This is a genomic window from Limosilactobacillus reuteri, assembly GCF_002254085.1.
Classification (GTDB): Bacteria; Bacillota; Bacilli; order Lactobacillales; family Lactobacillaceae; genus Limosilactobacillus; species Limosilactobacillus reuteri_K.
This window is the reverse complement of the sequence record NZ_NGPY01000032.1, coordinates 1-8188: the sequence shown is the minus strand read 5'-3', so window position 1 is coordinate 8188 and position 8188 is coordinate 1. Positions and strand designations below refer to the sequence as shown.

The following is an 8188-nucleotide window of genomic DNA, read 5'->3' as shown; positions in this document are numbered from 1 at the left end:
TGGAATGATAAAATAGTGGTGCCCATTAAGGTCCTTCTTTCTAATGGAATGTTGTGGTAACACCATTAAAGACCTTGATGGGTTTTTCTGTCCACTTAAATGTTCAACTTAAATTTTACAATCTGCCTTTTTAAATAGTTTTTCATTTTTTCTTCACAATTTTCAGGCAAAAAATAAAGCACTTATGAAGAAAAAAGCTTCATAACCACTTTATTAACTATTATAACTTCGCCGTTAACTTCACATCAGGGTACTTTTGCTTAAACCAATTCTCGGCGAATTGATTTTCAAACAAGAATAGTGGCTGATCATGTATATCCTTGACTAAGATGTTTCGTGATGACGACATCTTTTCATCCAATTGATCTGGATCAATCCACCGGGCAGTCTTAGTTCCCATTGGTTCCATGACGACCTCGGAATTATATTCATTTTGCATCCGGAACTTGAACACTTCAAATTGAAGCTGACCAACTGCACCGAGAATATAATCACCAGTAGAATAACTCCGGTAAAGTTGGACAGCCCCTTCTTGAACTAATTGATTGATTCCCTTGTGGAAGGATTTCTGTTTCATCACATTCTTGGCAGAAACACGGACAAATAGTTCTGGCGTGAATTGTGGCAACTTTTCAAATTGAATATCTTTTTTACCATTATAAATAGAATCACCAATTTGGAAGTTTCCAGTATCGTATAAACCGATAATATCACCAGCAACAGCTGTCTCAACGTTTTCACGGGTATCGGCCATAAATTCAGTCACATTTGATAACCGCATTGGTTTCTTAGTCCGTGATAATGTAACATCCATCCCCCGATCAAATTCACCAGAACAAATCCGAACAAAGGCAATTCGATCACGGTGACGAGGATTCATGTTAGCCTGGATCTTAAAGACAAAACCAGAAAATTCGGGATCAAGGGGCTTAACAACATCCCCGTCCTCAGTTTTGTGATCACTTGGTGCAGGGGCAAACTGTAAGTAGGTCTCCAAGAAAGTCTGAACCCCAAAATTAGTTAAAGCAGATCCAAAGAAGACCGGTGTTTGGTCCCCCTTGGCAATCTTTTCCCGATCTAGTTTATTACCAGCAACTTCAACCAGTTCCATGCCGTCCATTGCATCTTGCCATTCGCCATCACCAGCTAATGGGTTATCGCCCTTAACATTACCGTCTTCATCTAATGGTAAGTAAGGATTGTTTTCATCAGCTGGATGAGTCAAGGCAACACGATGGTTAAAGCGATCATAGATTCCCTTGAACTGGTGACCAGAACCGATTGGCCAGTTGATTGGGTAAGTCTCAATTTCTAATACGTCTTCAACTTCATTTAAGAGATCAAGTGGTTCACGGGCATCCCGGTCAAATTTATTCATAAAGGTAAAGATCGGAATTCCTCGCATCTTACAAATTTGAAATAACTTCTTAGTCTGCGGCTCGATCCCCTTCGCACTATCAATAACCATCACAGCGGAGTCCACCGCCATTAATGTCCGATAAGTATCTTCAGAGAAATCTTCGTGCCCTGGAGTATCCAAAATATTGATCCGTTTACCTTGGAAATCAAATTGCATAACAGATGAGGTAACAGAGATTCCCCGCTTCTTTTCAATCTCCATCCAGTCTGACTTTGCAAAATTACCGGTCTTCCGTGCTTTAACGGTCCCGGCTTCACGAACTACTCCCCCAAAAAGCAAGAGTTGTTCAGTAATCGTTGTTTTCCCGGCATCCGGGTGAGAAATAATGGCAAACGTACGCCGTTTATTAACTGCTTCAGCAAGTTCTTTTGGTGACATTAATTTTTTCCTTTCCTTATTTTATTCTCGTGAAATATCTCTACTATATTATTACAATTTCTTATGAAAGTCTATTCTTAAAAAAGTTACAGAAAGTTTAAAGTATTGAGATATATTTGAACTTAGGATTAATTTTCTGCTATATTAATAAAGTTAGAACTTATTTTTATTGAGGTACTTAGTATATGAATAATAACAATAACAACGAATCGCGGGAACATTACCGTAAACGGATGGAAGAACGTATCCAACGTGACGTTAATGAACGCAAGCGGCGAGAACGCGAGGAAGCACACAACAGACGTGAAAATCGTTTGCGACGAGAAGAAGAACAATCGTCACCCGATTATCAACCGCCAAAAAAGCATCACTATCGAACGCCAAATTGGGTGCGCGCTTTAATTGGGTTATTAATTTGCCTAGTAGTGGCCGGCGGATTTTACGAATATCATAAAGTTCACTCAGTTGCCAAAGGGGTGTTTGGCGCTGGTGATGGAAAAATTAGTAAAAAGTTACAAAAGGGTGAACCAGTTTCCGTCCTGGCCATGGGAACAGATGTCGGTGCTTTAGATCGTGGTAACAAGGGTGGTAATACTGACTCTTTGGAACTATTTACTATTAATCCGAAAAAGAAAACAATTACTATGACTAGTATTCCTCGTGATATCCTAGTACGTGTTGAGACTAGTGATGGCCCTGATTACGTTAAAATCAACGCTGCTTATTCAATCAATGGGCCAAAGCAAACCGTAAAGCAAGTATCAGAATTACTTGATGTACCGATTGATTACTATGCAGTTATTAACATGGGGGTTCTCGAAAAAGTTGTTAATTCCGTTGGTGGGGTTGAGGTTAATAACCCATTTGCCTTTGACTACGAAGGCCACCACTTCAAGAAAGGTAAACAACACCTCAACGGGGCAAATGCGTTGAAGTATTCCCGGATGCGGTATGATGATCCAAATAATGATTACGGTCGTCAAAAACGGCAACAACAAATTCTAAAGAGCGTTATTAATAAGTTCAAGGCTTCAGGTTCAATTGGAGCAGCTAACAAGATTTTAGATGCTGTTGGGGATGGCGTTAAGACTAATATTCCAATTGATGATATTGCGACCTTGTATGGTAACTACCATGGCGCAATGAACAATGTTAAAACATACCATTTCCAAGGACAAAACGCAACGATCGAAGGAGTCTCCTTCCAGATTGCTAGTCCTAAAGAAATCAATCGGGTATCAAAACTGGTACGAGCTCAACTTGGCTTAAAGGCGAAGAACGTTGTTAACCACGAAACCAAGATGTACAAGTCACAACCACACTATAATGGTTACAATGAAACAGACTTTATCCTTCCTGGTGGTGCCAGTTACAATGATCCGGGTAGTGGTAATGGAAGTGATGAAGTTATTGGCAGCTCTCGTTCATCCCGACGTAGTACAAATGAGACTAAATCATCTTCAACATACACAGCGGGTAACAATGAAAGCTATAGTGAATCTCGAGCAGTTCCGGCAATTGGAAGCCAAACACCGACTGCTCCTATCCAGCATCATTATTCGACCCCTCAATACCACACTTATAATGGTTATCATTCAACTTATACTCATCCAACATATGGTAATCATTATGGATATACACATCGGTATTATTAATAAAAAAGCATTTTCGCAAGTGAAGACGAAAATGCTTTTTTTATTATTCAGTTTTAGTTTTATCAACAGGATGTTCAATTCGATAAATGTCAAAGAAGTATTCACAAACAGTCTTGATAACGGCATAGAACGGAATGCATAAAATCATTCCTCCGATTCCAGCAATATGACCCGCAGCAAGTAATAACATAATGATTGTTAATGGGTGAATCTGAAGCGTCTTCCCGATGATATTAGGATAAACAATATTTCCATCAACTTGTTGAACGATGATCACCACCACAATTACCCAAATGATCTTATTTGGTGCCATCGTTAAAGCAACAAATAATGCTGGTGCAATCCCGATATAAGGTCCGATATATGGAATGATATTAGTCAAACCAGCAACAATTCCAAGAACAATTGCCAGCGGCTGGCCAATAATAACGTAACCAATTGAGGTAAATACACCGACAAATAAACATTCAATCATTTGCCCAGAAATATAGGAAGATATAGTTGAATTCATTTTCCCAAGTAAGTCATTTACTTCTTTTGCATGGTGGGGAGAAAGCCATTTTTGAATACTTGGAATAAGTTTAGAACCATCCTTAAGCATATAAAATAGCATTACCGGAACAGTAATTGTTACCACTGTCACATTCGTCAACATACCAATGATATCCCCGACTCGCGTTGATAGGCCTTGCAAAACCTTTTGCGCATATCCAGCTAGTTGGTGATCAAATTGCCGGTAATATGCATTTAAATCCACGTTTCGCAAGAACGAATGCTCAATTGTATCATTAATAAGGTGTTGAATTCCTGTGACCGTCTGCGGCATGTTACGTACTAATGTTGAAATTTCCTTTACAACTGGTGGAATTAACATGGCAATTCCACCAACAACAATCACGATCAATAAAAGCACGATTAATAAGCTAGCGATTCCTCGGTTCATATGAAAACGCCCAATTTTAATCTTCATAAAAAGTTTTAAGACTGGGTTTAGCATATAATATAGGAATCCAGAGATAATCAATGGAACAAAAACTACTGAGATAAATGTTAAAAACGGCTGAAAAATAAACTGAATTTTTGTACACATCCAGATTAACGTCGCCACTGTTAGTAATAGCAGTGGCCAAAATAGCCAATGATAAAATTTTTGCTTAGACATTTAAGTTTTCCTCTCAAAAAATAAAATCTACCTAAAATTGTACAATAAATTTAGGTAGATTTGTTTAAACTATTAAACTTCAGAAGGATTAGCTAATTTCATCCATTCTTCTTTATTTAAATAAAAGATAGAACGATCTCGATCGTCACCGGTATACTGCCATCCAGTTATTTGTTTGAAGGCCCCTGCATTTACATTCATGTCTGGAACAGTCCATGAATGCCAATGCATAGATGGATATTTTGCTATCCATAAACCACAGTCACTAGCACAGTTAGCAACCTGATTAAGTGCAGTTTCTTGAACATAAATAAGTGGCCATACATTAGTAAGACGATGAACTTCATCAACAAATTGTCTTGCCCAATTAGTGTTTCCCCAGGCAGGATTTTGGCCCTGTTCCCAATCAAGAATTAAAATACTTTGACCTACGTAGTTCTTAATACTATTTATAAAGTATTGAGCTTCTGTAACAGGATTACCTCCACCAGCATAATGATATAGCCCTGTTAACTTTCCCTCCTGTCTAGCAAGGTTATATTGATGATTACATTTAGGATTAACATAATAAGTTCCCTGAGTTGCCTTAACAATTACACCTTGTGCATGAGAATCACTAATTATACTATCATCACTGCCAGAATAAACATCGACTGTATAGAGAGGAGATGCATTGATGTTATTTATTGTTTCTACAGTGATTAGATTACCAGCATCGTTAACTAAGTAATCATGGCTGTATTGGTCACTGTAATTTTGGTTAGCATCATCACCAGCAAACTGCATAATTACTTTAAGGGCGCTGTTTACCTTAGCTGGATCCACCTTAAATTCACCGTTAAAGCCACTCTTTTGCGAGTTGTAAATGCTTGGATAAACTTTAGCTACGTCGGGACGGTCAGTTAGTTCGACCTTCGTTCTGGCAACTTCTTGACCATTATTCAATAAAATAAGGTAAGCATTAGGCTTGTTAATTGATTGGTCACTAGCCATCCATCCTTTAACATTGTAGCCACTATCTGTTTTAGTAAAGCTATCAATATAAGAGGCCTGCTGATTTAAAGTAATTGGTGCTGACCACCAATCAGTGTATTTACTTTGTCTATTATCCCCATTGCCTCCATCTAATGTAGAATAACGGCTAACAATTGAGTAACTGTGGTTAGGGGTAAGAACCACAGAACCAAAATTAACATCAAATCCAGACTGACCTGCCGTCAGCACATTGGGATAAACTTTGGCTACATCTGGTCGAGTAACATTCGCAACCTTAATTGTCTTTACTTGAGTCTTATTCGTATTATCAAATAAAATTAGGTAGTGGTTATTTTCAATTTGTGAATAGTCAGTAGCGTGCCATCCACTAACAGTTAATTGACCATTACTAAGATTAAAGGAGTCAAGATTTCCTTGGTTACTGATATTACCTGACATAAATTTTTTAGGTACAAACCAATAATCAACCCGGTTGCCTTCACCATTAGCAGCATCGCTATAACGACTGATTACTTGTAATTCGTGATTAAAGTCAATCCCGGCGAGTGAGAAAACTGTACTAAATCCTGAGGCTTTAGCATTAATAACCTGTGGATATACTTTAGCAACATCAGGACGTTCTGTAACTTCAATTTTATTCCGGGTAATTTCGCGTCCCGTTGTTCGATCAAATAAGATGACGTAATGATTAGCTTTACCTAAAGACTGATTTGTCGCATTCCAGCCAGTAATTTGAAGCTGATTATTGGCAACACTAAAATTATCGAGATAAGCATAATTTCCCTTATCAAGATTAATTGGTTGCGACCAATTATCAACATGATTTCCTTCACCATTAGCGGCATCACTATAGCGACTAACAATGTGAATCTGGTCATCAACGCTCTTAACCTTGCTCCAGTCCAGATTATTCATCGTTGCTTGATAACCGGAATCCTTAGCGTTGACCACGTCTGGATAAGCCTTAGCAACATCAGGACGCGCCACATTTTCGGTTACCGATGTACGACCTAATTCGGTATTAGTAGTACTATCATAAGCCACTAAATAACGATTATCTTTACCAGCAACTTGGTTAGTTGCTTGCCACCCACTTACATTTAAATCATTGTTATTAACAACATTTGCGGAATCAAGGTGGCCGTAATTACCATTATCTTTGGGTTGATCCGTTTTTTCTTGGGGTGTAGAACTACTTTGACTATCGGTATTAACAGGCTGAGTGATTGTAGTAGTGGTATCAGCATTTACGGAAGTATTTCCTAATACTAATCCTGCTGAAACGGCTGCAACAGTTAATGCCATTAAGCACCAATTTTTACCATCTTTATATAATTTATAGTGTTTCTTTATTTCCATTGTTATCTCCCTATAAGTTAGAAATATCACTATTAAAGATACCACAAAATTAGTTACAAAATTATTAAGATTTAAATTATTCTCATAAATTCACTAAATGCTGTTTGCCAATCAATAATCTTAAAGCCAGTATCTTCAGCTTTTTTCAAGCTCATAATTGAATGGCGAGGACGGTAAGCTTTGGCTGGATATGCTGAAGAATCAACGGGAGCGACTTCAACATTTTTATCCTTTAAGATCTCGGTAGCGAATTCGTACCAGGAACAACTATTTTCATTAGATAGCTGGTAGGTACCGAATGGCTGATCATGATCGACTAAGTACGTCATAAATTCGGCAAGGGTTCTAGTCCACGTTGGGCGGCCAAATTGATCGTTAACGACGGTGAGCTGATCATGATCTTTGGCAAGGCGGAGCATTGTGTAGACAAAATTCTTACCGTATTTACCAAAAACCCAGGATGTCCGAATGATGTAGTAATCAGCTAAGATTTCTTGGATTGCTTTTTCACCGGCAAGTTTAGCTTTGCCATATTCATTCCGTGGATTAGTGGGCGCATCAACTTCATACTCGCCTTCATTGGTCCCATCAAAGACATAATCGGTACTGATGTAAACCATCTTAGCGCCAACTTTTTTAGCGGCCTCGGCAACATTACGCGTACCATCGGCGTTTACTTGCCAATTGAGGTCTTTGGCAACATCTTCAGCGTTATCAACGGCGGTATAAGCAGCACAATGATAGATCACTTCCGGCGTAACCGCACTAATCTTTTCATTTACAGCAGCTTGATCAGTGATATCCATTTGGTTAGAATCAAAGGCGTCATATGCAGCCCCGCGTTCATCCAATAAATTACGTAATTCGGAGCCAAGTTGACCATTAGCACCAGTAATTAAAATTTTTGTCATTTGTTTTCTCCTTAATTAAAGCTAATTAATGATATAATCAGTTTGACAACAGCTCTCAATATTTTTCCATGTCATCCATCTGTTGTCCTTAAAATAAGAGTCGTGCATTCCTTAAACTTCGGGAATAACACGACTCTTTTTATCTTTTATTGACCGTTTTTCGCATATTTTGCTTCAACTGCGGCTTTTTCATCTTTCCACCAATCTTGGTGTTCCGTATACCAATCAATCGTGTGTTGTAAACCGGTTTTGAAGTCAGTAAATTCTGGCTCCCACCCTAATTCTGTCCGCAGCTTTGTAGCATCAA

The 8188-nt window shown here is 38.4% G+C and carries 5 protein-coding genes and 1 pseudogene; 1 reads left to right on the top strand and 5 read right to left on the bottom strand.

Annotated elements, in window-relative coordinates:
* Positions 1 to 220 precede the first annotated feature (220 nt).
* Entirely contained in the window at positions 221 to 1798 is a 1578-nt protein-coding gene (locus tag CBG10_RS06705) for a peptide chain release factor 3 (RefSeq protein WP_094512093.1), read from the bottom strand.
* 185 nt (positions 1799 to 1983) lie between these two features.
* On the opposite strand from CBG10_RS06705, the gene CBG10_RS06700 reads away from it, so the two are divergent.
* A complete protein-coding gene (locus CBG10_RS06700) occupies positions 1984 to 3453 on the top strand; it encodes an LCP family protein (protein ID WP_094512092.1) in 1470 nt (489 codons plus the stop codon).
* Between the two features lie 43 nt (positions 3454 to 3496).
* Here CBG10_RS06700 and CBG10_RS06695 read toward each other — a convergent pair whose 3' ends face one another.
* The 4 genes and pseudogenes from CBG10_RS06695 to CBG10_RS06680 all read right to left on the bottom strand — a co-directional run.
* The gene (locus CBG10_RS06695) at positions 3497 to 4615 is read right to left on the bottom strand and encodes an AI-2E family transporter (RefSeq protein WP_094512091.1); all 1119 of its coding nucleotides are present in this window, start codon (positions 4613 to 4615) and stop codon (positions 3497 to 3499) included.
* 72 nt (positions 4616 to 4687) lie between these two features.
* Complete coding sequence (locus tag CBG10_RS06690; RefSeq protein WP_225361548.1) at positions 4688 to 6970, bottom strand: GH25 family lysozyme; 2283 nt, start codon at positions 6968 to 6970, stop codon at positions 4688 to 4690.
* A gap of 71 nt (positions 6971 to 7041) precedes the next feature.
* On the bottom strand, positions 7042 to 7881 hold the full coding sequence (rfbD, locus tag CBG10_RS06685; RefSeq protein ID WP_094512089.1) for a dTDP-4-dehydrorhamnose reductase: 840 nt from the start codon (positions 7879 to 7881) through the stop codon (positions 7042 to 7044).
* Positions 7882 to 8027: 146 nt separating this feature from the next.
* Positions 8028 to 8188: pseudogene (locus tag CBG10_RS06680) on the bottom strand (dTDP-glucose 4,6-dehydratase); the annotation flags it as partial.